This window comes from Nostoc sp. 'Peltigera membranacea cyanobiont' 232 (assembly GCF_002245985.1).
GTDB lineage: Bacteria > Cyanobacteriota > Cyanobacteriia > Cyanobacteriales > Nostocaceae > Nostoc.
Window position 1 is genome coordinate 39,092 of the sequence record NZ_NOLK01000031.1, and the last position, 22,914, is coordinate 62,005.

Genomic DNA, 22,914 nt, shown 5'->3' on the forward strand with positions numbered 1-22,914 from the left:
AGTCCCCCTATTGACAAGCAGCTAACGCCGCAGCTAATTCTTTGGCAGTTTGGTAGCGATCGCGCGGCAATGGTTCTGTAGCGCGATCGATAACATCTCTTAATTGAGAACTGATGGTGGGAACTTTTGCCACATCAAACCTGAAGTTTCGCCCCCGTTGGCGGTAATACTTGAAAGGATTTTCGCCTGTGAGCAGAAAAATCAGTGTTGGCCCAATTGCATACAAATCAGATTGAGTTAAAGGTTGTCCTCGTTCTTGTTCAGGAGCGCAATAACCTTCTGCACCAATCCGAGTACCGGGCGCTGTGCCAATTTCCTTAACTGCGCCAAAATCTAGCACCACTATGCGATTTAGTGAACTTCGCACCATTAAGTTGGCGGGTTTAATATCGCGGTGAATCAGTGGCGGCTCTTGGCTATGAAGATATCCTAAGATATCGCAGGTTTGAATCATCCAAGCGATCGCTTGACTTGGCGTAACTGGCCCAGTGGTATAGACACGTTTCTCTAAATCTTGTCCCTGGATTAGTTCCATTGCCAAGTATTTTTTTCCGCCTTCTACAAAGAAGTCGTAATATTTGGGAATTCCCGGATGGTTAAGGGATTTGAGAGTATGCGCCTCCCGCTCAAATAATTCTTGAGCCTTGGCAATTTTTACCATATCAGCATTCATTTGCTTCAACACCAGCAGTCGTGGGATACTCCCAATCTGACCAGTTCCATCCCAAGCGAGATAAGTAGTACCCATACCTCCTTGTCCGAGAGTTCGCAACACCTGATAATGGCGAATTTTCTGTTGTACTGAGAGAGGTTGGCCGCAGTGGATGCAAAACAGATTGTTCGGAGAATTACCTTCGTGCGTGCAAGTGTATTTACCTTCGGCTGAGTAGACTGTTGCAACGGCGTTTTCTTCTGTCCCTTGCATTTGTGGCGATCGCAAACCCGTTTCCAGTACTGTTACCTCTTGAATTTGGAATTGCAATATTGGCCCTCCCTGCGCCAGTTGCAGAAGGGAATTATCTGGTAACGGACTCTGAATCACCAGGATACCGTTGAGGAAAGTCCCATTTGTACCCTGACTAATCAGCCGCCAACCACCGCCATTATCGGCAGAATCAACTTGTCTCAATTCTAGATGATGCCGCGAAACTAAACTATCAGTTAAAACAACGTGATTATCTGCCGCTCGACCAATCCGAATTATGGAAGAGTTCTCAAAGCACCACTGCTGGAGGGGCGTTTTCTGTTGCGGTTCTAACAGAGTCAGACTAACCACAATACAAACCTACAAGGTAAATGGATTACGGAATGGGGAATTGGGAATTGGGAATTGGGAATTGGGCATTAAACTATACACTAAATTAGGTTTAACCGCTTCTAAACTTATGGACAAAGTACCTTTGATTTATAAGGCTTTAAGGTTAATTTGAAGATATATCTACTGGGAATTAGTGATTATTTTTATTACCCATTCCCAATTCCCCATTCCCAATGCCCATTTATTTTTAACTTTCCAGATTTGGACGTACTTTTGCCCGAATAAGTATACCAGTAATGTTGTCATGACCATTGTATTGGTTTCCCAACTCAATTAAGTTCGTAACACCCTGTTCTAAGTTAGCGCCCGAACTAAGTAAGGGTTCTAAATGAGTATGCCAATGGGTTTCTAGTAAATCATTATCTGACAGACCGTCCGATGCCAACAGCAAAAGGGTATCTTCATTAATCTCGAAAAAGCTGACATCGGGATTAATCGAGTTTTCATCACGAGGCCCCAAGGCTTGGGTGAGTTGGTAGGCATCAGGGCGGGCGTAAGCTATGCTTGCTTCCACTCCGCGCGTAATTTCCCGTTGCCCAACTTCGTGATCTACTGTGACTTGTTCTAGTCCCCGCTTGCGTGTCAGGCGATAGAGACGGCTATCTCCCACATGGGCAACTGCTGCTTGAGTATCTTGAATTAAGAGCATTACCAGGGTTGTACCCATGCGCCCCACTCCAGAACGGGCATCTTGTTGATTGAGTTTGTAAATTGCCTCATTAGCTAAATACACTGCCTCACGAATACTATCTTCTGTTGGCAGTTGGTTGGCAATCCAGTGTTCTTGAAAGTATTGCCGTAGGGTGTTGACTGCTAACTCACTGGCTATCTCGCCGCCAGCGTGTCCACCCATACCATCGCAGAGAATATATAAACCATGCCCTTCCAAAACTCGACTTTTAGGCAACTCCAACTTATGAATTTTGGTTTCAATGCCAAAGTAGTCTTCGTTATGATGACGTTGACGACCCACATCTGTGCGTCCTGCATCTTCCAAGCTACTTAACTGCATCGCCAGCACAACAGTTGGCATATCATCAATTCTGCTAATGATATCTTCTGGCTCATCTGATTGCAGCATAGTGGGCACAGCAGTATTTTTCTCCTTTATTGGGGTCTGAGTTGCGGTTCCTAGTGCTTCCAGTTCAATAGAGATTTCTTCCAAACGCGATCGCAATTGTGCGATCGTGTGAATCTTACCTACATCTAAATCCCCTAACATCTTGACTACAGAGCCAAATTGAGTGCGTTGAGATTGCCTAAATAGCGTTTGCCAAACCCGCCCCAAAGCTTGAATGGTTAACGGCTCGTCTGGAATAGCAGGTGTTTGGGCTTCGGCATCTTCTGGTGGCAACTCGGTAGCTGGCAGAGAACTTGATGATTCTACATATAACCTTTGTAGCGCCAGCGTTTGGTCTTCATCCAATCGCAAATTCGACAAATCTAAAAGGCTTTGACGACAATTTACTGGTTCCAATAATGCCCAAAGTTGGGCCATTTGATAACACCAGTGTAAAATTTTTAACGAATTCGTCGTTTCTTCTTGCCACAGGTCGAGTAAAGGCTGCCAATGTGAGCGGTCTTCAATTATCACTACCTGCATATCCCCCTGCTGCCATGCATCGTGAATCAGTGGTATCTCGCGCTGACCTTGGGATTGTAAGGCAATATAAAGTTTAGCAAGGTGAGGAATTCCCCTTGCTTCCATTGAAGACGTTAACAAATCTGATTGCTGACTTGCTAGCATTGCCTCAATGGGTGATATTTGATACGGTTGGCAGTCTAAAACTCTCACACCTACATCAATGGTGGCAGTTTCCGTTTGGGCAGGTAGCGGATCTAACAATTGATAGCGTTCCTGAGAGTCTAAATAGGAGCCTAATGCAATCTGAGAAGTAGGGCATAGAGGAGATGAGGAGGATATTGCTTCCTCATTTCCCTCTAGTACCACATTTCCCTCATCTTTCTCTACTCCCAAAGCTTCCCCAGTCGTTTCTTTAGCAATAATTGCCCAAAACACTGTTCCACATTCCGTGCCACAGTTATGACAACGTAGTGCATTCACAGGTACATCTTCAGTACTGCATTCAGGACAAATCTTGTGGGTCAGGGATGTGCCACAGCTTTGACAGAATTTGTTGCTATTGGGGTTTTCAAATTTACACTGAGGGCAAATCAGCATAGTGGAAGTTCCTTTATTCCCGCTCCAAGGTGCTTCTAGCCACTAAGATCCAAGGTGCCACAATTGGCTGTCCCTGACTAAAGTAGACTTACAAGAGATTGTAGTTTATCAATAAATGTTTGGTGGCAGTATTAATTGTGACGCATATTAGATAAATATTTAATATATTGTGGGGAATGGGGCATAGGGACTGGGGACTGGGGACTAGGGAAGAGTTTCAAATATCAATCCTCAATCCCCAATTTCCAGTCTCTAGTACCCAGTACCCAATGCTCAAGAGTCTGCCAATTGCGGGGGTTCGGCGTTAAACCATTTTTGATAAATTTGCTTGTAAGTGCCATTGGATAACAAAGTCGCTATACCTTTGTTAATTACATCCAGATGGGGGGAGTCTTTAGGTGTAGCAATGCCGTAGTATTCTTCAGGAAGCAGATCGGCAACAACTCTGATGCCTTTAAGTTTGCCATTTTTAATGGCATACAAAGTTGCGAAAGCATCGCTAACCACAGCATCAACGTTGCCATTAAGCAAGTCTTGGAAAAATTCTGGCCCAGAATTAAAAGTACTAATTTTGGCATTGGGGATGGTTTTGGCAAAATCTGCCCCAGTGGAACCAATTTGGACAGCGATTTTTTTCCCTTTGAGACTATTGAAGTCTTTAATATTTTGGTTATCTTCGCGGACAGCGATCGCTAGTCCGGCTTTAAAATAAGGTCGTGAAAAAGCAATTGTTTTTAGGCGTTCGGCAGTAATGGTGATTCCGCTAATCGCTGCATCGACTCTTTTAGCTTGCAAGCTTGAGATCGTGCCATCAAAGGGCAGACTTTCAAACTGGACTGCAAAACCTGCTACTTTAGCAATCGCATTCATCAAATCAATATCAAAGCCTTCCAACTCCCCGCTAGCCTTTTGAATTTCAAAAGGGACAAAAGTGGGATCTGTCGCCACCCTAAGAGGTATAGCATCTGGGTTATTGGTGGGATAGAAACTCTTACAGCCAATAATCAGTAGCAGACAGCCTAAGCTGAGAATTAGCTGCTGCCACTTGACGTTAATTAATTTCACTGTAGTAATTCCGTTCTATCAGTCAATATTCACGATCCTCGTGATGATGTTATAAGAAAGAATACATCCGTTAGTAGCCAAAATCCACCATTAATTCTGGACGATGAACAAAACTTTAAGACCGCCACTCTCGTGAAAAGTCGAGATCGCAGGAAGTTTCCAACCTGGCTTTTCGCCAATTCCCTTCTTGTGTGTTCTGTATTCTGACTTCCAATTTTGAACTACTTATGGTTTCTACAACCCCTGCTTACCGAATTACTGATTTGTTCGCTGAACGAGCAAAAAACCTCGCACCACCAACCTACGGTACAGAGTTAAGCAAAATCGTCACTGTCAGCTTTGCCTACGGTCTAGCTGACCCAATTCTTTTTCCTCACGGTGACTTGGCTGCTGCAAGTGCTGTTGTGCTGGCAGAAGAGGCTCCGATCGCTCTCAATTACGGCCCACCTTCATCTCAACTGTACGAGCAAATTATCCTCCGTTTGCAGGCGAAAGGAATCGCTGCCGATCGCGATCGCCTAATCATTGGCTACGGTTCTGGTCAGATTCTCGGCTTGCTACCAGATGTGTTTGTGGAACCTGGTGATGTGGTAATTGTGGAAGGGCCAACCTTCTTGGGAGTAGTTGCCAGATTTATCCACGCTGGCGCACGCATAATTACCATTCCTGTGGATGAGTTGGGGATGGATGTAGATGCCCTAGAAGTAACATTGAACGATTTGAAGAAACAGGGCATCCGACCCCGATTTATTTATACTATTCCCACCTTTCATAATCCCACAGGCGCTACTATGCCCTTATTTCGCCGCCAAAAACTGGTAGCATTAGCGGCTGAGTATGGCGTTGTAGTGGTGGAAGACGATGCTTATAGCGATTTGCGCTTCCAAGGAGAAACAATGCCCTCCTTGGCAACTCTAGACCAAGAAGGGTGGGTATTATATGTGAGTACCTTCTCAAAAATTATTGCGCCTGGTATCCGGCTGGGCTGGGCTTGTGGCGATCCAGCGATTATTGAGCGACTGGCGATGTTCAAAAGTGAGGGGCCTGTGGGGCCATTTGTCAGCCATGTGGTCGCCCGCTATTGTGCCACAGGGAAATTAGAGAATCACATTCAGGAGTTAATTGCCTGCTACAAACATAAGTGCAATTTGTTGTTAGAAGCGATCGCTCAAGAGTTTCCCAGTGATATAGTTGCTTTGCGTCCCGATGGCGGCTTTTTTGTTTGGTGTAAATTGCCACCAGATATCAGCGCCAAAGCACTCCTCATGGCTGCCAGTGAACACGGCATCAGTTTTCTGCCAGGAACTCGCTGCTATGCCAATGGACAGGGAGATGATGCCATCAGGTTAGCTTTTAGCTTTCAGCCAACACAGAAGATTGTTGAGGGAATTGCTACATTAGGAACAGTGCTGCGCGGTTTGAGGTAATTCTTGAAGAAGGCAGGAGGCACGAAGAGCGAATCAGTAGGGGGTCGAATCCCATACTGATTTGAAGCCACTGAATAAGAGTTCAGTGGGTGGTCTAAAAACCTTGCTCCCTCTGGTCGCTGCAAGAAGTCTAAAGGGTAGCTTTCCTCCTGCCTCCTGCCCTCTGCCTCCTGCCTTAATTAATTAAATCTTTAAAAAATTTGTTCTAAGCGTTGGAAATCGCGCTGCACTTCATACCAAAGACTTTTATTATGGGGGTCTGTTTTCAAAGCTTTTTTAAGATAAATTCTGGCTTTGAGCAGTTGGTTTTCGGAAATTAATGCCCGTCCCCAAATTTGATAAGCGATCGCTAGCCATTGACGAACTTCTGCATCTGTTGACAAACGATCTGCTAAGGCTTCCGCCAGTGCGATCGCTTGCGGAAATCGTCTTTCTTGCAAAAATCTCTGCAATTGCTCATAAGTCTTCCACTTCAGCCGTTCTTCTATTTCCAACAGATTCGGCGGCTTTGATTTCCCTACTTCTTGGCTTGTCACTGTTGTGACTGGTGTTTTCTGTCGCTGCGTTACCTTAACACCATCACGCCCACCAGATGTTGACACCTGACTTGAATGTACAGTAGTTTCTTCTGGCAATACTACCGTCAGCAGGAGTTTGTAAGCCTCTGTCAAGGCAATAAACTTATCTTTAGCTTTGTTGTCATCTGGGTTGATATCGGGATGATATTGCTGCGCCAGTCGTCGGTAAGACGCTTTGATGTCAGCAAAAGAAGCTCCCGATCTTAAACCTAGCAAACGGTAGCAATCTCCGAGATCCATCTTGAGCTATGAGCTATCGAATATTTAGCTATCGGCTATTATCTGTCAGTATCAGCTTTAAGCCTGGACTATTAATGATAAAGGCTAATTTTCTATTTTAAAGTTCAATGTTGACAGTTTGTCTGAGCATTGGGAATTTGAAAGTTAAGAGCTAGGAGTGAGGAGTTGAAAAATTCCTCACTCATAACTCCTGACTCCTAACTCTTTCCCTACTCCCCTGCGACTATAGAGGTTCGCTCTTCAATCACACGGTCAATTAAACCGTATTCTTTCGCCTCTTCAGCAGACATGAAAAAGTCACGATCCATATCTTTTTCAATTTTTGCTATGGTCTGACCGGTTTTATCGGCATAAATGCCATTAAGCTGGTGACGAATCCGCAGAATTTCTCTAGCTTCGATTTCGATATCGGTTGCTTGTCCACGAGTTCCACCTGAAGGTTGGTGAATCATAATCCGTGAATGAGGCAATGCAAGCCGTTTACCTTTAGTACCAGCAGCCAGCAGGAAAGATCCCATTGAAGCAGCTAAACCCACGCAAATAGTCACCACATCAGATTTGATATGTTGCATGGTATCAAAAATAGCCATGCCAGATGTAACCATTCCACCTGGCGAATTGATGTATAAATAAATATCTTTACCTGGATCGTCGGAGTCCAGATACAGCATTACAGCAATTATTTGATTGGCAATTTCATCATCAATATCTCGCCCCAAGAATATAATCCGTTCCCGGTAAAGGCGATCGTAGATACTAATCCAATCTGTATATTGTCCACCGGGCATCCGGTAAGGAACTTTAGGAACGCCTATAGGCATAATTTACTCCGTTTTTAATTAGTCATTAGTCATTAGTCATTGGTCATTAGTCATTAGTCATTGGTCATTAATAATTTTTGGTTATTAACAAAGGACGAATGACAAAGGACAAAAGACAAATTAAAGGACACTGGCTGGAAGTGGGGGATTTGCGAGTTCTTCTTTCTCAAAAACTCGGTCAATTAGTCCGTATTCCTTAGCTTCGTAAGGTGTTAGATATAACAACCTATCCATATCTTTAGCAATTTTTTCTGGGGGCTGTCCGGTGGTGCGATGTAAGATATCAACCAACGCCCCTTTATTTACCAAAACTTCCCTTGCCCGAATTTGAATATCCGTTGCTTGACCTTGGGCGTAGCTCTTGGGCTGATGCAGGATAATCGAAGAGTGAGGCAAACTAGCGCGGCAACCTTTTGTACCAGCACTGAGAAGCATGGCTGCCATACCCATCGCAGAACCGACGCAGATGGTGTGGATAGGAGGCTTGATATATTTCATGGTGTCAAAGATGGCGAAGGCTTCGGTTTCAAAGCCAATGGGTTCGCCACTGTAACCGGATGTGCCGGTGGAGTTGATATAGATTTTAATGGGCTTTTCGGGGTCGTCGGACTGCAAAAACAGCAATTCGGCCACGATTAATTCCGTGACAGCAGGTACCAGTGGCATCCCAATATAGACTATTCGCTCCTTCAATAAGAGGGAAGGTAAATCTGGCGGTGGTGTCCGGTAAGAGCTATCGCCGTAATATGGGGCTTGAACAGCTTTGATTGGGGAAATGTCCATAGCAACTGATCGCCTGAAACTATGCCGTTAACTGTAATACATCCTAGCGCGATGCACGCTTCCCTCAAGGTGCGGATTTCTCCCTAATGCTTGAGGTAGCTTTCCATCTGCCAATGCTTGGCTTGTAAGATATTCTGATTATTATATTGGATAAGTTTTCCGTAGAGCTAAAGTGATACTTTGAAGTTATTTATTAATATGTATATCCTGAATAGGGACTTTGAGTTATGAAGGTTAGTTTGCAGCCTGCCTTGAATGATGGTAATTTGGACGCGAATCAACTGAATAGTCAACGTCAGTTGGGAATTTCGATTTCAGCGATCGCAGAGACTCAAGACCGCCATGTGCCACTTAATCTATGCTTGATTCTGGATCATAGTGGTTCCATGAATGGGCGATCGCTAGAAACGGTCAAAAAAGCAGCAAATCGTCTGGTGGATAGACTTAATCCTAGCGATCGCCTCAGTGTTGTAGTTTTCGATCATCGTGCCAAAGTTTTAGTACCTAGTCAAAGTGTCGAAAATCCAGAGAAAATAAAAAATCAAATTAACCGCCTAGCTGCCGATGGTGGAACTGCTATTGATGAAGGATTGCGCTTGGGGATTGAGGAGTTGGCAAAGGGAAAAAAAGATACTGTTTCCCAAGCCTTCTTATTAACTGACGGTGAAAATGAACATGGTGATAACAATCGCTGTTTGAAATTCGCTCAATTAGCTGCTAGCTATAATTTGACTTTGAACACTCTGGGATTTGGTGACAACTGGAACCAAGATGTTTTAGAAAAAATTGCTGATGCTGGTTTGGGTACTTTATCTTACATTCAAAAACCTGAAGAGGCAGTAGATGAGTTTAATCGCCTGTTCAGTCGCATTCAAACAGTGGGATTGACTAATGCTTATCTGTTATTCTCCCTAATGCCCAATGTCAGATTAGCCGAACTCAAACCTGTTGCCCAAGTTTCCCCAGACACAATTGAATTACCACTCCAACAAGAAGCTGATGGAAGCTTCGCTGTGCGGTTGGGAGATTTAATGAAAGATGCAGAACGGGTAATTTTAGCTAATATTTATTTGGGACAATTGCCAGCAGGTGAACAAGCGATCGCTAATGTGCAAGTCCGCTACGACGATCCAGCCGCCAATAAGGTAGGTTTAGTGACACCAAATATCCCCGTTTATGCCCATGTTGTGAAAAACTACCAAGCAGATCCGAATCCCCAGGTGCAACAATCTATTTTGGCATTAGCTAAGTATCGCCAAACCCAGCTAGCCGAAACGAAATTGCAACAGGGCGATCGCTCTGGTGCAGCGACAATGCTACAAACGGCTGCTAAAACTGCGCTGCAAATGGGAGATACTGGGGCAGCGACGGTGTTGCAAACTTCTGCCACCCAGCTACAATCTGGTGGAGATTTATCGGAAAGCGATCGCAAGAAAACCAGAATTGTCTCCAAAACAGTTTTGCAAGATACCCCTCCTCAATGAAAGTTAAATTGCTCTCGGCGTTAAATGACAATAATGTTGATCTGGCTCAAACAAATAGCCAACGTCAACTAGCAATGACGATTTTTGCAATCGCTGGCGAGTCTGACCAAAATCTGACCCTTAACCTCTGCTTGATTCTAGATAGAAGTGGTTCTATGCATGGACAACCGATTAAAACGGTGATTCAGGCAGTGGAAGGATTAATAGATCGGTTAAAAGTTGGCGATCGCATCTCAGTTGTGGCTTTTTCCGGTTCTGCGGAAGTCATTATCCCTAACCAAGCGATCGAAGATCCCGAAAGCATCAAATCTCAAATTAAAAGCAAACTGACTGCTAGTGGCGGCACTGCGATCGCTGAGGGTTTGGAACTGGGAATTACAGAATTGATGAAGGGTACAAGAGGCGCTGTTTCCCAAGCGTTTCTGCTGACAGATGGGCATGGTGAAAGTGGTTTGCGGATTTGGAAGTGGGATATTGGGCGAGATGACAACAAGCGTTGTCTCAAACTGGCGCAAAAAGCTGCCAAACTCAACCTAACGATCAACACTTTCGGATTTGGCAATAGCTGGAATCAGGATTTGCTAGAAAAAATTGCTGATGTCGGTGGTGGGACTTTAGCTCATATTGAACATCCCGAACAAGCTATGGAGCAATTTAGCCGACTATTTGGGCGAATTCAGTCCATTGGGCTAACTAATGCCTATTTGCTGTTATCTTTAGTTCCCAATGTCCGACTAGCAGAATTGAAACCCATTGCCCAAGTTGCCCCAGACACAATCGAGTTACCAGTGGAACGAGAAGCGGATGGTAGCTTTGCTGTGCGTTTGGGAGATTTGATGCAGGATGTAGAACGGGTAGTTTTGGCTAATATTTATCTGGGACAATTGCCAGAGGGTAAACAAGCGATCGGGCATCTGCAAATCCGTTATGATGACCCGATGGTTAACCAAGAACGCTTACTTTCGCCCCTTGTGCCAGTGTATGCAGATGTATTACAGACGTATAAACCAGCATCTAATCCCCACGTACAGCAGTCTATTTTAGCATTAGCAAAGTATCGCCAAACCCAGTTAGCCGAGGTGAAATTACAACAAGGCGATCGCACCGGTGCAGCCACAATGTTGCAAACAGCCGCCAAAACCGCTTTACAAATCGGAGATAAAGGTGCAGCGACAGTGTTACAAACTTCCGCCACCCGTCTGCAAGCTGGAGAACAACTTTCCGAAGCAGACCTCAAGAAAACTAGGATTGTATCAAAAACTGTTTTACAGTCATAGTAAAAATTCAGCGATCGCATTGTTATTCCCTCCACTGTTCTTGTCTTGCAAAAACTAGCAAAACTCTAGTAAAACTGCTGAAGATAAATTATCACTAGCTTGAGAAGTACAAATGAAAACCACTGGCATTCATCATGTAGCCATTATTTGTTCTGACTACAATCGCTCCAAAAAGTTTTATGTAGAAGTTTTAGGTCTTTCTATTATTCAAGAGACTTTTCGCGCCGAGAGACATTCTTATAAATTAGATTTACAAGTTGGAGAAAATGCTCAAATAGAGCTATTTTCTTTCCCAAATCCTCCAGAACGGCCTAGTAAGCCAGAAGCTTGTGGTTTAAGACATCTTGCTTTTAAAGTTGATGATATCGAGGAAACTGTTTTTTACTTAAACTCGCAAGGCGTAGAAACAGAAAATATCAGAATTGATGAAATTACAGGTAAGAAATTCACTTTCTTTAAAGACCCTGATAATTTGCCATTAGAGATTTATGAGTTTTTGTTGGACTGGTAAATTATGATAATACAGCAGATTTAAGGTTAGTGAAGTACAGCATCTTTAAGCTTGCCACGCCAGTAGGGTGTGTTAGCGTCAGCGTAACGCACCAAAAGCTTTGGAGTCTACGTTACGCCCGGATTTCTCACCACACCTCTCAAAGCCCGTGCTTGTGCAGGGGAGCAGGGGAGCAGGGGAGAGTTCAATGTGCCAAGTTCAATCCCCTCTGCCCCTCTGCTCTATCAAACGCCTGAAGCTTGTGAGAAATGCGGGTACGGCTTACGCCTAATATCATGTCTGGATAAACACTTGTCATTACGAACGCAGCGATAGCGAAGTGAAGTAATCGCAGAGTCCGCAGCGATTGCTTCGTTCCACTCCGTTTCACTCGCAATGACATATCGTAAGTGATTAAGCGGACTTGATATAACATACCCGACAATACCTAATTTTGTTCAAAAATCAAATATGATTCCTATATATTTAAAAAGTCAAAAAGTGGGCAGTGCCCACTCTACAGAAATTTAGCCCTTAACACAAAGAACTTGCTTAAGTGTTGCTACAACTTCAACCAAATCAGCTTGATTTTCCATCACTTGTTCTATAGGTTTATAAGCGCCGGGAATTTCATCTAACACGCCCTCATCTTTGCGGCATTCTACACCATTTGTTTGCTCGATTAGATCATCAAGTGTGTAGACATTTTTTGCCTTATTTCTAGACATTAAACGCCCTGCACCGTGGGAACAAGAACAGAAGCTGTGAGCATTACCTTTACCCTTAACGATGAAAGACTTTGCTCCCATCGAACCAGGAATAATTCCATAATCTTCAGTCTGGGCGCGGACTGCACCCTTGCGAGTAACGTATACATCCTCGCCAAAATGCACTTCTTTCTCGGCGTAATTGTGATGACAATTAACCTGCAATAAAGGTTTAGTTGCCTTCCCACCTGCTAAATGCTTCTCGACTATGTGCTTAAAACGCGCCATCATCACATCGCGGTTAACACGCGCATAGTCTTGCGACCATTGCAAATCATGCCAGTATGCTTGGAATTCTGGCGTACCAGCGACAAAGTGAGCCAAATCAGGGTCAGGCAATTTATTACCTGCCATTTTTGCTAATTCTCTAGCTGTGTGAATATGACACTGGGCGAGTTTATTACCGATGTTACGCGAACCAGAATGCAGCATCAGCCAAACTTGATTCTCTGTATCGAGGCACACTTCAATAAAATGGTTTCCTCCACCGAGAGAACCCATCTGTTTCATTGCTTTACTTTGTAGGTCTTGCACGCCACGATGCAAGTCTTTAAAATCATCCCAGTGTTGCCAGTTGATAACAGATTTTTCAACGTCTTTGTTTTCGTTGAACCCAGTAGGAATTGCAGCTTCAATATCCAGGCGGATTTTCTTCAGTTTACCTTCTAATTGTTCGGCGGTAAATGATGTTTTGATAGCGCTCATCCCGCAGTTATGAACAAATACCCCAGCTTTCAGTGCGAAATTATGATACTTCGGTACTGTTAGACAGTAAACATCTCCTGTGTAATTTAGGGGATTTACTGCTACAACTTTGTTATTGCATTGATGTTCTTTTCTGCGGTGGTTGTGGAGTCCTCTACTGGAGTATGGCTGAACAATCAGGCTGTAGCCATCTTTGTCAGTTTTGGAATAAAAAGGCATTAAGGAAGTCTCTGCTTGAAGCAACTGAGCTTCTTTATAGCTTCCATCCCGAAGCATAAATTGGTGATCGGGAGTACAAATAATTTCTTCGCCGTTATCCAGAATTACTTTCACGAGTGGAGCTTTTTGTCTGGTCAATTTAGCAGTCGCTTGAGCCGCAACGATTTTTCCTGTTGGCGTACAAGCATAAACAATAAACTCTTTACCCCAATTTATTAGGTCTTTAATCCGATAGGATTTACCATCCACCAAAGGAATCAAGGTATCTCCTACAAAGCAACCAATATCCACTCCGACAGCAGCAGGAATAATTGCCTCTTTCGTCGCAATGACAGAACCAACTAAAGCACCTTTTCCTAAGTGAACATCTGGCATTAATGCCACATGTCTAAACACAAATGGTAGCGATGCTACATTTTTTGCCATCTTGGTTTCTTCTGGGCCCAAAGAGTGATTTGCCCAAGATAAAACGGGTGCTGGCGTGGTAATTTCTAACTTTTCGTAGGGCATATTTTTTTGTATTTTGGATTTTAAATTTTAGATTTTGGATTGGGCTTATGGCACTAATAATTTATCTATAGGAATCATATTTTATTTTTGAAAAAATATAAGTATTTGTAGAGTGTGTTAGACGGAACGTCGTAACGCACCATCAGCTTGGGATGGTGCGTTACGCTACGCTAACGCACCCTACGTAAGATTTCAAAAATCAAATACTAGTCCTATAGTACTTTTTCAAGCTTGGTAGTAAGGATTTTAGTGCTAACTACGAACTTGCTTACCGAGGAATTTAAACTTGACATACTACTAGTTAGTTGTAGCAATTTAAATGTTGTATTGTCTTTCATTTGATTCGCTCAGTTTTCGTGAAGCTGAAGAACTACTTTTAGGGAGTAACACATTTATACTACAAATGTAACAAAATAGATTACAAACGTCAAGCCAATACCACAGAGAGAAAGCAGATGCTTGCCAAATATATTAAAATTTGTAAAGAAAATTACTCTGCTTAAATAACCCCTTAAAGTTCTGACACAATATGGCAGTGCGTCAAGATACAATCTGGGAACGTTTTTTATCCCCTGTAGTGCGTCTTTTGACTGATGAAGATGGGTTACGGCGTTACGCTTGAAGAGCCATATATTCGTGAGTATGCTGCTGGTAGTATAGAGGCGAATATGGGTGCAGCCGGATTTGAAGCAGTGCGATGTCTACGACGGGCTACGCCTACGCACGATGTATGGTGGATAAATCAGGTAACTGGCGGCGTTAAACCGATCGCAACTGAAAATATCCGTCGTTATACTCCCACATCAATAGATAATAATGATTTGGAGGGACTTGGATCTCCAGCATTTGGCATAATGGCATGAGTTTAAAGGCAGTTCTCTTTGATTTCAATGGTGTCATCATTAACGATGAGCCAATCCACCTGCAACTGATAGATGAGATTCTCGTTGAAGAAAATCTCCAACCCCAAAAGGTGAGCGAGCGTCAAGCTTCTCTTGGACGCAGCGATCGCGCTTGTTTTCAGCAATTACTCGCTAATCGTGGTAGAGTCGCTAACGAAAACTATTTGACTCAGTTGTTGTACCGCAAAGCAGAAGCCTATGTGGTGGAACTAGAGAAAATAGAGAAACTGCCTTTATATTCGGGTGTAGAAGACTTAATATATCAGGTGCGATCGCGGAATCTGAAATTAGGATTAGTTAGTGGCGCGATTCGTAAAGAAATAGAATTGGTACTCCATCGCGCCAAACTAGCCCAACATTTTAAAATTATCGTCGCTGGTGATGATATCAACACCAGTAAACCAGAACCTGATGGTTATTTACTGGCGGTAAAACGTCTGAATCAAGAATATCCTGAATTAAGCCTTCAACCATACGAGTGTCTGGCCATTGAAGATACTCCAGCAGGAATTGCAGCAGCGAAGCGATCGCAAATGCAAGTTGTTGGTGTAGCCAATACTTACCCATTCCACATGCTTCAGCGCTGCTGTAACTGGACTGTTGATTATCTCAGCGATTTAGAACTCGAACGGGTGCAAAAAGTTTATTCCCAAAAAGAGGCTCAACCATCGGCAACTGAATGTTAGAATACTATATGGTGATGGTGTATTGAGTTAATGAGTAATATTACTCTTGACTTGCACTAATTAAGGGGAATTAGCTCAGTTGGTAGAGTGCTGCGATCGCACCGCAGAGGTCATCGGTTCGAATCCGTTATTCTCCATCTGTCCATTAAATAATTATTGTCAGTTTTAAAGAATTAATGTCCACTTTTTCCAAGTACAGGGGCATAAGTTATCTATTTTCGGTGCTTTCAGCAATTAAATCAGTTTTAAAGAATTATTGTCCAGAGTTGAAACCAGTTTTAAAGAATTATTGTCCAAAATCAGCCTGTAAAACTCGGCTAAATATATGTTTTCTAATTTAATTTCTTACAGCAAGCCCAAGGCTATTGAATTACAAGAGTAGCTTTAAAACCCTTTATTCGCAGTCTAATTACAAAAATATATTACCTTTTGTTTTGCTATTCTCACCCAAGCAGAGGCTCCACCAATATAAAATAGCTGCGTTTTACGTGCGATCGCAGCACTCCTTTCAAACCACCCTAATAAAGAATTATATAGCCAAAGTGGCATCTTCAATGATCAGAATTTTCAACCCACCACCTACAGGGAGGGCTTTAGAAACTTAACATCAACCCATTCTAAAGTTATATGGGTGTAACTTTCGCTTTCAACCCACCACCTACAGGGAGGGCTTTAGAAACCCTACCCCTGAAAGCCCCTGCAAACAATGGTTTTTGAAGGCAAATTTGGCAAGCCTTCTTTAATTCCTATTTTCTACAGCCAATGAATAAAATTTTATTCAGGGCTAAAACAGTAATACCCAGTGCAGACAGGAGTTTTGGACATTTGGCAGAACCCCAGGGATTTTGACCCCGCTTTGACTTGCCAAAAGTAAAAATTAGGGGGTGGTAGTTCGGTAGCCACCGTGACGGTATACCCGTACCCTCACTTTGTTGTAAAGTAAGAGGTAATGATCCTCCTCGTAAAACCAAAATCTAAGATTTCAGTAGTACAGGCCGCTCTGGCACCTAACACCAAGCTAAAAGAGTTTGATGTCAAGAGCTAAGGTTCTGGGTTGTTTGGAACCCTAACACCTTATACTTCCCATGCGTCTCGGTGCGAGTACTTTCTCATCTAACAGCAGTATTACCTTACCCAAGCAATTACCACTAACAAACGCTTAGATGATCGCACAGGTAGAGTTGGCAGCTACCAGGGTCAGAAAGACTACGCTTTTCCAAGCGTTAAACTAACCCATTCCACAGTATCTACACAAAGGAGTTAATACTGTAGCATCATACAGTTAAGGCTCAAAAGAGCATGTATGACGGCACCGATTTAATTTCAATAAGATTATATTCTTCGGGTAGAAATTTTATCTACCTAAAGTATGATTTCGGCTTTGATAAGCGTAAAATGCTAAATCTCTCGCTTGTTCTTCCAGAGTACCAGAATGGGGTTGGATACCAAATTCAATACTAATTTTCAATTCAGCAGCTTTCGACTTTATGGATTCTTGGAGTCTGTTGTAACTCCAATTGTGTATCTGACGATTATATTCTTTTACGTATAATTTTTGACCATTCACATCACCTGGAATTTTAGTCTCAGCTTTGGCTTGAATTGCACTGGTGCGAATTTCTTTAATATCTTTTAATCTAGGTAGTATAATACAACCTGCCTGATAAGACTTAGCGATTTCTACTATTCTATTTGCTAGTAATTTGTCAATGTATTCACCTAACTTCGATTCGCCTATATTACATGGTGAATCTTTTTTTTGAGCTTTTCTTCTCTCTTTATTTAAATGTACTTGTTGCCGTCGTCTGCGGCTTAACAGGTGAAAACCATTGCCTAGCAACTGTTTGACTGTATTACAAGCAAGCACTTTTTTAGTATTTATATCAACTATGGCAATCGTCGCTAACTCAATAGGATGAAAACTGATACCAACAATTATATTAGATTGACCTTGATAAATTAGTTTACCAGGACGGTTGAATGAATTATTAAGTCGAGATAATGAAGATTTATCTTTATTCAGTTGTGTTTGTTGAGCGTTGTCTAACTTTTCATTTTTTTCGGCTTTACTTACTCGTTTTTGCGCCTTGTCAGTCTTTTCTTTTCTCACTTCTTCAGTACCCTCTGCTGTCCATAAACGAGCGTCATAGGTACAATGCAGAGCTAATTTATGAACTTTCCACGGCTCACCCTTGCCTTCACCTTGTTGCCATAGCAACTGTGCAGAACGTAGTGTAATTAAACTTCCTGAAAGTTTTTCTTCACCTTTCTCGCTTCCTTTAAAAGCTTTGTGGTCTTCTAGAAAGCGTTCAAAAAAATGACGTTGGCGTTTATTACAACAAATTTTGAAGTGATATTCACTCCAACCATTGAAGTAAACAACAATATTGTCCTCATCATTTTTATACCAAGTTAAGTCCCCGTATAAATAATCTATAGGGTATGGTAAATGTGATATTTTCCTCGATAAATTAGCTATCCAATCTTCCCACTCTTTATTATCTTTAGGTACTTGATTTATTAAGTTGTTAAATGCTTCACTATATCTTTCTCCTGTTATAAGCTGATGTGCATCTAAATTGTATAGTACGAAAACGTAAAATTATTGTAGTGCGGGCATCTTGCCCGCATCGCATATACAAATTAAATACGCAACAGCTTATCTCTACCACTAGGTAATCGATTATCTTGGATTTGATTCTCTAGACGTTTAATCTCGACCTTTTTTTCATTACGACGCTTTTTTAGTTTTTGAACATCTTCCTCTAGTTCACTAATTTTATTATGATTTTTTATCAGGTAAGCTACTGCACACCGCGTTAGAATATCCTGTGTTTGTTTATGTATTTTATATAAAACATTAGTTAATGTTTCTAATTTATTCTCATCTACATTGTTTGGAGAGCTAGAATCTTCCCTTTGTTCTGCATCGGTACTTTTATTATAAATATTTTTGTTAACTCTTTTTCTAGCTGATTTAGTTGGCTTTACATCCTCATCATTAATAGTAAGTTGTTTTATAAATTCTTCTGGTTGAGTAAGTACTTCTTGCGCTTTAGAACGTATTGTCTCTAAATCACAGTTACTTTCACCTACAAGTTCAACATCACTTTTAAGTATATTTTCGAGAAAGTATTCTTTACCCTCTTTCTGCCTTTTTCGTTTCTGGTATAAAGTAAGCCATGAAGAATAAACCTCTTTTACAAAAGACTCTGCTGATGAGCGAAGGCGACCTGATTGTTCTTCAAATTCAGGATTTTTTTTCAAACCTTTACGTAATTCTACGATTTCTTTCTTAGTTATTTCTCCCTTTTCTTTATTAGCTTCAAATTCTGGTTGTTCGCTTACACTCTTTAACAATTGAAGAATCAGAGGAGTATTTTTTTGAGTCATTTATTCCCATACTTGGCGAAGTATATCTTCACTAGCATCTAGATGGCATCGTATGGTTCTATGGACTGGAATCGTGGATTTATTCTTACGATCGCTACTCATGGTGACAACATCTCCATCAAATCAATAATTTTTTGTTTGTGTAATTTAGAACTAACTACTTATTCGTCTTCGCCAGATAACGATCGCCTCTTGACCCGATCGCCATCCAAAAACCTCGGCATTGTCGCACTTGTTCAATAATGTTTTCAATCTACCATAAAACATTGCTACACATTGTTAAACATTATTGAGCCTTGTTCCAAGGTTACGGGAGTATGATGAACTGGCAACAAATCTTTGTAGTGTTGATGAGTCAGAGCGATCGCGTACAAACTTCCATATATTTCCCCAAAGATATCCACGAAGCTTTGGTGAGATGGGCTGAGGAAGAAGACCGTCCCATCAGTAATCTTGTTGTGCGGCTTGTGAGTAAGGCAGTTGAGGAGCGGGAAAAGAAGCAAAATCCGCCGCAATAATATCTAGCTGTCGCAGATAGGACAATTTATAAATTCCTGGTATACGATATATCCTCAGCCACTACATGAGTAAAGTCCTTGTGCGTGGTATGTTATTGGTTCTTTGCACGATGTAAAAACTTCAAGGCAAAGTGTCAGACGGGCTTAAGAACGTCTGGCAAAGTTGATCGGGGGAGGTATGGGTGAAGGCTACACGAAATGGCAATTAAGATATGATTGATGCCAGCAAGGGGTTTGTTAAAGACGGCAATAAAAACCGCCTGCGGGAGCAGGACATTCATAAAATTGTTGATGTCTTCAACAAGCAGCTTGAAGTGGCGAAGTATTCGCGGATGGTGCCAGTTCAGGAAATTGAGGGACATGAGTACAATCTGAATATCCCGCGCTATATCGACAGTCAGGAAGAGGAAGATATTCAGGATATTGAGGCGCATCTGTTGGGGGGGATACCCAAGCGAGATGTTGAGGCTTTGAGCGATTATTGGCAGGTTTACCCAACGCTGCAACAGGAATTATTTGAGGCGGCTGATCGCCCAGGATACCTGATGCTCAAAATTCCAGGATCAGAAGTCAAAGCTTGTATTTTTGCCCATCCTGAATTTATCAGCTATGGGAAAGACATTCAAGCGGTTTTTGAGACGTGGCAAGGGAAACACACGCCTTTGCTCAAAGCCATCCAGCCGGGAGATAAGCCCAAGGCGATTATTTACGCGCTCTCAGAAGACTTGCTGCAAGCGTTTACGGGCAAAAGTCTGATTGATAAATACGATGTTTACCAGCACCTAATGACCTATTGGGTGGAAAGCATGAAGGACGATGTTTATATTTTGGTAGAGGATGGGTGGAAGGCAGAACTGAAAGCGGTGACGAATAAGAAAGGTGTAGTAACAGATTATTATATCTGCGAACTGATTCCCAAGGAGTTGATGATTAACCGCTATTTTCAAACTGAACAGGCGGCGATCGCAACTTTGGAAGCGAAAAAGGATGAAATTGTTCGCCAGCAGGAGGAACTGCAAGAAGAACATGGCGGTGAGGAGGGTTTGCTGGAGGAAGTCATTAATGACAGTGGAAAAATTACCAAAGCGAATATCAATCTTCGCATTAAGGAAATTCAGAAAAATCCTCTTTTTGCGGATGCGGATGAGTTGAAAGTTATAAAGTCTTATTTGAAATTGATTGAGTCAGAAGCGGAACTTAATAAATCAATTAAAGAGGCTACCCAATCTTTACATAATCAGGTGTTAAAAAAATATCGGGAATTAACAGAGGATGAAATTAAAAACCTAGTAGTTGATGATAAGTGGATGCAGACGTTAAGACAGGCGATCGCTTCAGAGATGGATCGGATTTCGCAACGGTTGACGCAGCGAATTCAGGAGTTGGCAGAACGGTATGATACGCCTTTGCCGCAGTTGACGAGTAAGGTTGAGGAGTTGACGGCTAAGGTTGAAGGGCATTTGCAGAGAATGGGGTTGGTATGGTGACAAACAAGCCAGTTCCACATGGATACAAGCAAACCGAAGTAGGAGTAATTCCGCAAGATTGGCAGGTAGATAGTCTTAAACGATTTTGGGTTGTCACCGACTGCAAACATATTACAGCCGAATTTGTTAGCAATGGCATTTCAGTGGCAAGCATTAGAGAAGTTCAAAGCTATTTTGTAGAACTTAAGAACGCCAAACAAACAACAGAACTCTATTATTTAGAGCTAATAGAAGGTGGGCGAAAACCACAGCCTGGAGACCTGATTTTTAGCCGTAATGCAACAGTGGGAGAAGTTGCTCAGGTTTGCGTATGGCATCCTCCTTTCGCTATGGGTCAAGATGTATGCCTGTTAAGAAAGAAAGACCCTAATTTCTCAAGTGATTATCTACAAGAAGTCATTCGATCTCCTGTAGTTATAGAACAGCTTGCCAATTTGATGGTTGGCTCAACTTTCAAACGGGTTAATATTGAACAAATCCGAAATCTGGCTGTACCAATGCCACTGCCAGAGGAACAACGGGTGATCGCACAATCCCTCAGTGATGTCGATGCCCTGATTACAGAGTGCGATCGCATCATCACCAAAAAGCGCAACACCAAGCAAGGCACGATGCAGGAACTCCTCACGGGCAAAAAACGCTTGCCCGGTTTTAGCGGTGAGTGGGAGGTGAAGAAGTTGGGGGAGATTGGAGAATTTAAAAATGGAATTAATAAGGGAAAAGAAGATTTTGGCTTTGGGTATCCTTTTGTAAATCTTTTAGATGTATTTGGGCGATCTAAAATATTTCAAGGTGTATCGTTTGGTTTAGTAAATTCTTCGGGTGCAGAAAGGAAAATTTATGAATTAAGGAAAGGAGATATTTTGTTTATACGTTCATCAGTCAAGCCTGAAGGCGTAGGATTAACGTCTGTGGTAAATGATGATTTAGAGGATACTGTTTATAGTGGTTTTTTAATCAGATTTAGGGATTTTGGCGAATTGGATTTTGAGTATAAAGTGCATTGCTTTAACGAAGAAGAATTTAGAAAAAGAGTAATAGATAGTAGCACTGTTAGCGCGAATACAAATATTAATCAAGATGCTTTAAAAAACCTTCAAATTACTCTCCCGCCAACAATAGAAGAACAAAAAGCGATCGCCCAAATCCTCAGCGACATGAATACAGAAATCGCAGCCTTAGAACAAAAGCGTGACAAATACAAAGCTATCAAACAGGGCATGATGCAAGAATTATTAACCGGGAAGACGAGACTAATTGGCAGTTATTAATCAACGGCAAGGTTTTCAACCGCCAGTCTCTAAAATAGAAATTAGAAAGCTCCCCCATTAGCAGCAAACGCCGCACCTACCAAAGACCAATTCCCAATGATAAGGGCTAAACCATATTATGGAACACATTGCTACCAGCGAATTACCCGAAACGCTCCAACAAATATTTGCAGAAATACAACGCACCAAAACACCCTTAACCGTCACCCATGAGGGAGAACCCTTAGTCATTATCTATCCTGCCACTCCTCAACCCCAGCGCCCAGCATTTGGAGCAATGAAGGGTAGCGGTGAAATATTGGGAGACGTAATTGCTCCAGTAATCCCTGCTACCACATGGGAAGCACTCCAGTGAAGCTCTTACTTGATACCCATATCTGGCTTTGGTATTTGCTGGGTAACGAACGCCTATCTCCTGGGCTTCAAACCACTATTGCAGCAACAACAACCGAACTTTGGCTCAGTCCAATTAGTATCTGGGAAACGCTACTTTTAGCAGAAAAAGGACGACTATCTTTACAGCCTAATCCAGTTGCATGGGTCGATTTAGCCTTAAACTACCCTAGAAATTCGTGAAGCTACACTTAACCGCCACATCGCTATTTTAAGCCGTCAGATTCAACTACCACATCAAGACCCAGGCGATCGCTTTATTGCAGCTACAGCAGTTCACCACCAGTTGACCTTAGCTACAGTCGATACCAATCTCACGGGTGCTTCCTGGTTACAAACATTAAGCTAGACAGAAAATTCGCGGTTGACACAAATAGAGATGACATAGTTTGATAAAC

General features: G+C 42.3%; 23 protein-coding genes, 1 tRNA gene and 2 pseudogenes. 15 read left to right on the forward strand and 11 right to left on the reverse strand.

What is annotated here, in order from left to right:
* Positions 1–7 precede the first annotated feature (7 nt).
* The 3 genes from CDG79_RS13300 to CDG79_RS13310 all read right to left on the reverse strand — a co-directional run bounded on the left by CDG79_RS13300 (position 8) and on the right by CDG79_RS13310 (position 4,565).
* Positions 8–1,276, reverse strand: a complete 1,269-nt coding sequence (locus CDG79_RS13300) for a protein kinase domain-containing protein (protein ID WP_094342539.1) — start codon at positions 1,274–1,276, stop codon at positions 8–10.
* A gap of 229 nt (positions 1,277–1,505) precedes the next feature.
* Positions 1,506–3,500 (reverse strand): serine/threonine phosphatase, encoded by a 1,995-nt coding sequence (locus CDG79_RS13305; protein ID WP_094342540.1) that lies wholly within the window; start codon positions 3,498–3,500, stop codon positions 1,506–1,508.
* A 273-nt stretch (positions 3,501–3,773) separates the two neighbouring features.
* Entirely contained in the window at positions 3,774–4,565 is a 792-nt protein-coding gene (locus tag CDG79_RS13310) for a basic amino acid ABC transporter substrate-binding protein (protein ID WP_094342541.1), read from the reverse strand.
* 227 nt (positions 4,566–4,792) lie between these two features.
* Between CDG79_RS13310 and CDG79_RS13315 the strand changes: the two genes are divergently transcribed.
* A complete protein-coding gene (locus CDG79_RS13315) occupies positions 4,793–5,992 on the forward strand; it encodes an aminotransferase-like domain-containing protein (RefSeq protein ID WP_094342542.1) in 1,200 nt (399 codons plus the stop codon).
* Between the two features lie 191 nt (positions 5,993–6,183).
* Here CDG79_RS13315 and CDG79_RS13320 read toward each other — a convergent pair whose 3' ends face one another.
* The 3 genes from CDG79_RS13320 to CDG79_RS13330 all read right to left on the reverse strand — a co-directional run bounded on the left by CDG79_RS13320 (position 6,184) and on the right by CDG79_RS13330 (position 8,414).
* The gene (locus CDG79_RS13320; protein WP_094342543.1) at positions 6,184–6,810 is read right to left on the reverse strand and encodes a J domain-containing protein; all 627 of its coding nucleotides are present in this window, start codon (positions 6,808–6,810) and stop codon (positions 6,184–6,186) included.
* Positions 6,811–7,019: 209 nt separating this feature from the next.
* Positions 7,020–7,631: an ATP-dependent Clp protease proteolytic subunit gene (locus CDG79_RS13325; protein WP_012407740.1), complete on the reverse strand. Its 612-nt coding sequence runs from the start codon at positions 7,629–7,631 to the stop codon at positions 7,020–7,022.
* A 120-nt stretch (positions 7,632–7,751) separates the two neighbouring features.
* Positions 7,752–8,414 carry an ATP-dependent Clp protease proteolytic subunit gene (locus tag CDG79_RS13330; protein WP_094342544.1) on the reverse strand — a complete coding sequence of 221 codons (663 nt, stop codon included), beginning with the start codon at positions 8,412–8,414 and terminating at the stop codon, positions 7,752–7,754.
* 227 nt (positions 8,415–8,641) lie between these two features.
* Between CDG79_RS13330 and CDG79_RS13335 the strand changes: the two genes are divergently transcribed.
* The 3 genes from CDG79_RS13335 (at position 8,642) to gloA2 (ending at position 11,686) form a co-directional block, all read left to right on the forward strand.
* The gene (locus CDG79_RS13335; RefSeq protein WP_094342545.1) at positions 8,642–9,898 is read left to right on the forward strand and encodes a vWA domain-containing protein; all 1,257 of its coding nucleotides are present in this window, start codon (positions 8,642–8,644) and stop codon (positions 9,896–9,898) included.
* Positions 9,895–11,175, forward strand: coding sequence for a vWA domain-containing protein (locus tag CDG79_RS13340; RefSeq protein ID WP_094342546.1), 1,281 nt, complete (start codon positions 9,895–9,897; stop codon positions 11,173–11,175). The genes CDG79_RS13335 and CDG79_RS13340 overlap by 4 nt, the downstream gene beginning before the upstream one ends.
* 112 nt (positions 11,176–11,287) lie before the next feature.
* On the forward strand, positions 11,288–11,686 hold the full coding sequence (gene gloA2, locus CDG79_RS13345) for an SMU1112c/YaeR family gloxylase I-like metalloprotein (RefSeq protein ID WP_094342547.1): 399 nt from the start codon (positions 11,288–11,290) through the stop codon (positions 11,684–11,686).
* Positions 11,687–11,870: 184 nt separating this feature from the next.
* Here gloA2 and CDG79_RS43685 read toward each other — a convergent pair whose 3' ends face one another.
* From CDG79_RS43685 to CDG79_RS45455, 3 genes and pseudogenes are all read right to left on the reverse strand, one after another.
* On the reverse strand, positions 11,871–12,101 hold the full coding sequence (locus tag CDG79_RS43685; RefSeq protein ID WP_143855477.1) for a hypothetical protein: 231 nt from the start codon (positions 12,099–12,101) through the stop codon (positions 11,871–11,873).
* Positions 12,102–12,192: 91 nt separating this feature from the next.
* Positions 12,193–13,170, reverse strand: coding sequence for an RtcB family protein (locus CDG79_RS13350; protein ID WP_334712764.1), 978 nt, complete (start codon positions 13,168–13,170; stop codon positions 12,193–12,195).
* A pseudogene (locus tag CDG79_RS45455) lies at positions 13,150–13,866 on the reverse strand (RtcB family protein); the annotation flags it as partial. The pseudogene CDG79_RS45455 and the gene CDG79_RS13350, both read right to left, overlap by 21 nt.
* A 529-nt stretch (positions 13,867–14,395) precedes the next feature.
* On the opposite strand from CDG79_RS45455, the pseudogene CDG79_RS45460 reads away from it, so the two are divergent.
* The 4 genes and pseudogenes from CDG79_RS45460 to CDG79_RS13365 all read left to right on the forward strand — a co-directional run.
* Positions 14,396–14,485 (forward strand): annotated as a pseudogene (locus CDG79_RS45460) (methyltransferase type 11); the annotation flags it as partial.
* The gene (locus tag CDG79_RS13355; protein WP_442939486.1) at positions 14,466–14,729 is read left to right on the forward strand and encodes a hypothetical protein; all 264 of its coding nucleotides are present in this window, start codon (positions 14,466–14,468) and stop codon (positions 14,727–14,729) included. The pseudogene CDG79_RS45460 and the gene CDG79_RS13355, both read left to right, overlap by 20 nt.
* Entirely contained in the window at positions 14,726–15,454 is a 729-nt protein-coding gene (locus tag CDG79_RS13360) for an HAD family hydrolase (RefSeq protein ID WP_094342549.1), read from the forward strand. The genes CDG79_RS13355 and CDG79_RS13360 overlap by 4 nt, the downstream gene beginning before the upstream one ends.
* 64 nt (positions 15,455–15,518) lie before the next feature.
* Positions 15,519–15,591 (forward strand) — tRNA-Ala (locus CDG79_RS13365).
* A 1,217-nt stretch (positions 15,592–16,808) separates the two neighbouring features.
* Here the strand turns inward: CDG79_RS13365 and cas12k (CDG79_RS44820) are convergent.
* Both cas12k (CDG79_RS44820) and cas12k (CDG79_RS44825) read right to left on the reverse strand, forming a co-directional pair.
* A complete protein-coding gene (gene cas12k / locus CDG79_RS44820; RefSeq protein ID WP_262985798.1) occupies positions 16,809–18,014 on the reverse strand; it encodes a type V CRISPR-associated protein Cas12k in 1,206 nt (401 codons plus the stop codon).
* Positions 18,015–18,097: 83 nt separating this feature from the next.
* Entirely contained in the window at positions 18,098–18,847 is a 750-nt protein-coding gene (cas12k, locus tag CDG79_RS44825) for a type V CRISPR-associated protein Cas12k (protein WP_094342551.1), read from the reverse strand.
* A gap of 60 nt (positions 18,848–18,907) precedes the next feature.
* On the opposite strand from cas12k (CDG79_RS44825), the gene CDG79_RS41000 reads away from it, so the two are divergent.
* The 7 genes from CDG79_RS41000 (at position 18,908) to CDG79_RS45290 (ending at position 22,865) form a co-directional block, all read left to right on the forward strand.
* The gene (locus CDG79_RS41000; RefSeq protein ID WP_189524984.1) at positions 18,908–19,090 is read left to right on the forward strand and encodes a hypothetical protein; all 183 of its coding nucleotides are present in this window, start codon (positions 18,908–18,910) and stop codon (positions 19,088–19,090) included.
* A 74-nt stretch (positions 19,091–19,164) separates the two neighbouring features.
* A complete protein-coding gene (locus tag CDG79_RS13380; protein WP_084227262.1) occupies positions 19,165–19,365 on the forward strand; it encodes a ribbon-helix-helix domain-containing protein in 201 nt (66 codons plus the stop codon).
* A 212-nt stretch (positions 19,366–19,577) separates the two neighbouring features.
* Positions 19,578–20,852: an N-6 DNA methylase gene (locus CDG79_RS13385; protein ID WP_223278127.1), complete on the forward strand. Its 1,275-nt coding sequence runs from the start codon at positions 19,578–19,580 to the stop codon at positions 20,850–20,852.
* On the forward strand, positions 20,846–22,123 hold the full coding sequence (locus tag CDG79_RS42340) for a restriction endonuclease subunit S (protein ID WP_189524985.1): 1,278 nt from the start codon (positions 20,846–20,848) through the stop codon (positions 22,121–22,123). The genes CDG79_RS13385 and CDG79_RS42340 overlap by 7 nt, the downstream gene beginning before the upstream one ends.
* A gap of 118 nt (positions 22,124–22,241) precedes the next feature.
* Entirely contained in the window at positions 22,242–22,478 is a 237-nt protein-coding gene (locus tag CDG79_RS13395; RefSeq protein WP_094342552.1) for a prevent-host-death family protein, read from the forward strand.
* A complete protein-coding gene (locus tag CDG79_RS43695; RefSeq protein ID WP_223278128.1) occupies positions 22,475–22,699 on the forward strand; it encodes a type II toxin-antitoxin system VapC family toxin in 225 nt (74 codons plus the stop codon). Before CDG79_RS13395 ends, CDG79_RS43695 begins: the two co-directional genes overlap by 4 nt.
* A 40-nt stretch (positions 22,700–22,739) precedes the next feature.
* Positions 22,740–22,865, forward strand: coding sequence for a hypothetical protein (locus CDG79_RS45290; RefSeq protein WP_333782993.1), 126 nt, complete (start codon positions 22,740–22,742; stop codon positions 22,863–22,865).
* Positions 22,866–22,914: the final 49 nt, after the last annotated feature.

Coding starts and splice junctions, on each gene's coding strand:
- CDG79_RS13305 (WP_094342540.1), bottom strand. CDS start 3,500: ATGCTGATTTGCCCTCAGTGTAAATTTGAAAACCCCAATAGCAACAAA.
- CDG79_RS13315 (WP_094342542.1), top strand. CDS start 4,793: ATGGTTTCTACAACCCCTGCTTACCGAATTACTGATTTGTTCGCTGAA.
- CDG79_RS13320 (WP_094342543.1), bottom strand. CDS start 6,810: ATGGATCTCGGAGATTGCTACCGTTTGCTAGGTTTAAGATCGGGAGCT.
- CDG79_RS13325 (WP_012407740.1), bottom strand. CDS start 7,631: ATGCCTATAGGCGTTCCTAAAGTTCCTTACCGGATGCCCGGTGGACAA.
- CDG79_RS13330 (WP_094342544.1), bottom strand. CDS start 8,414: ATGGACATTTCCCCAATCAAAGCTGTTCAAGCCCCATATTACGGCGAT.
- CDG79_RS13335 (WP_094342545.1), top strand. CDS start 8,642: ATGAAGGTTAGTTTGCAGCCTGCCTTGAATGATGGTAATTTGGACGCG.
- CDG79_RS13340 (WP_094342546.1), top strand. CDS start 9,895: ATGAAAGTTAAATTGCTCTCGGCGTTAAATGACAATAATGTTGATCTG.
- gloA2 (WP_094342547.1), top strand. CDS start 11,288: ATGAAAACCACTGGCATTCATCATGTAGCCATTATTTGTTCTGACTAC.
- CDG79_RS43685 (WP_143855477.1), bottom strand. CDS start 12,101: ATGTTATATCAAGTCCGCTTAATCACTTACGATATGTCATTGCGAGTG.
- CDG79_RS13355 (WP_442939486.1), top strand. CDS start 14,466: ATGGGTTACGGCGTTACGCTTGAAGAGCCATATATTCGTGAGTATGCT.
- CDG79_RS13360 (WP_094342549.1), top strand. CDS start 14,726: ATGAGTTTAAAGGCAGTTCTCTTTGATTTCAATGGTGTCATCATTAAC.
- cas12k (WP_094342551.1), bottom strand. CDS start 18,847: ATGACTCAAAAAAATACTCCTCTGATTCTTCAATTGTTAAAGAGTGTA.
- CDG79_RS41000 (WP_189524984.1), top strand. CDS start 18,908: ATGGACTGGAATCGTGGATTTATTCTTACGATCGCTACTCATGGTGAC.
- CDG79_RS13380 (WP_084227262.1), top strand. CDS start 19,165: ATGATGAACTGGCAACAAATCTTTGTAGTGTTGATGAGTCAGAGCGAT.
- CDG79_RS13385 (WP_223278127.1), top strand. CDS start 19,578: ATGATTGATGCCAGCAAGGGGTTTGTTAAAGACGGCAATAAAAACCGC.
- CDG79_RS42340 (WP_189524985.1), top strand. CDS start 20,846: ATGGTGACAAACAAGCCAGTTCCACATGGATACAAGCAAACCGAAGTA.
- CDG79_RS13395 (WP_094342552.1), top strand. CDS start 22,242: ATGGAACACATTGCTACCAGCGAATTACCCGAAACGCTCCAACAAATA.